The organism is Nocardia farcinica (genome assembly GCF_029867845.1).
GTDB classification, from domain to species: Bacteria; Actinomycetota; Actinomycetes; order Mycobacteriales; family Mycobacteriaceae; genus Nocardia; species Nocardia farcinica_A.
Genome location: NZ_JARWRU010000281.1, coordinates 1 through 1,255 on the forward strand (window position 1 = coordinate 1; position 1,255 = coordinate 1,255).

Genomic DNA, 1,255 nt, shown 5'->3' on the forward strand with positions numbered 1-1,255 from the left:
GCGGCCCCCCCCCCCGCGCGGGCCCCCCGCGGCGCGGCCGCCCCCCCCCCCGCCGGGGGGGGGGCCCGGCCCGCCGGGCGGGCCCGCCGTGAGCCCGGCGCCGGCCGCCACCCCCGCCGCGGGCGCCGCCTCGGCGTCGGCCGCATCGGCGTCGGCGCGTATCTTGAGCAGGACCAGTCCGGCCGTGCAGGCCATGATCAGCCCCACGACCGTGATCTCCACGTGCAGGCCAGCGATGCCGAGCACCGCGCCGACCAGCCCCGCGGCGAAGACCAGCCAGGCCGCCCCTTTCAGGGGCGTGCGGTACCGGTCGGGGATGCGGGATTCCGCCGTCGCGGGCCGCCGCGGCGGCGCGGGCGCTCTGTCCGCCGGAGTCCGATCGTGGGCCTGGTCGCCGTGGGCCTGATCCGCGGCGGACACCCGGGATGCCGGATGAGCTCCCATCATCAACTCCTCGATGACGCCGTGCGGGTAATGCTGTCGCGCGTGGCCCGGGAGCGGCCCGGATCCTGGCGCGTAGCGTCGTTCGACTGGGCGTCTCACGCGTAACTGCAACCACACACGCTACGACTCGCCGACGCCCGGAGCCACGACACGTCGGCGCGACACGCCGATGAAATCAATTCGAGATGTGAACTTTCACTATTTCAAACCGCCTGTTCAGGGCCGTGTACAGGCCCTCCCCCGTCGCCGCAGGTCACGAACTGGTCTAAGGTGAGCCTCGACAGACGCACGAGGAGTAGCCCCGATGGAGAGCAGCAGCGCCAAGCTCGTGGGGCCTGGAATAGCGGTCGGCGCGGTGTCCCTCGGCTTGATCGTGATCGGCTCCTGCGGCATCGGCGGTGAACACACCTACGTGCCCCCGCCCCCGCTGGACAGCAGGCCCGCCGCCGTGGCGGTGGTGGACGACGACGATCCGGCCACGACGCCGGAATCGGTCACCATTCCGCCGTCCCCCAGCTGGCAGGTGGCCCCGGAGGGCCCGCCACGCCGGCCGCCCGGCTACCGCACGATGACGACCACCCCCGAGGACGACCCGACCACCACCCGTCCCCCGCGCACCACCGCACCCCGCAGCGGTGAGCCGGAACCGGACGAACAGGTCGACGAGCCGACCACCACCCGGCGCACCCTCTCCCGGACACCGACCGAGCCCGCGCCGGTCGAGGAGCCCACCGACCCCGGTCCAGGGCCGGGCGCGCCCGAGGGCGAGCAGCCCACCTCTGACGAGGGCGCCGGGCCGGGACAGGCGCCT

General features: G+C 74.5%; 1 protein-coding gene and 1 pseudogene. One reads left to right on the forward strand and one right to left on the reverse strand.

Annotated features, from left to right (window positions below; translation table 11 throughout):
* Positions 1-420, reverse strand: a 420-nt coding sequence (locus QH283_RS05880; RefSeq protein ID WP_280501997.1) for a hypothetical protein, incomplete at its 3' end; no start/stop codon positions are given.
* Between the two features lie 328 nt (positions 421-748).
* On the opposite strand from QH283_RS05880, the pseudogene QH283_RS05885 reads away from it, so the two are divergent.
* Positions 749-1,255, forward strand: a pseudogene (locus QH283_RS05885) (hypothetical protein); the annotation flags it as partial.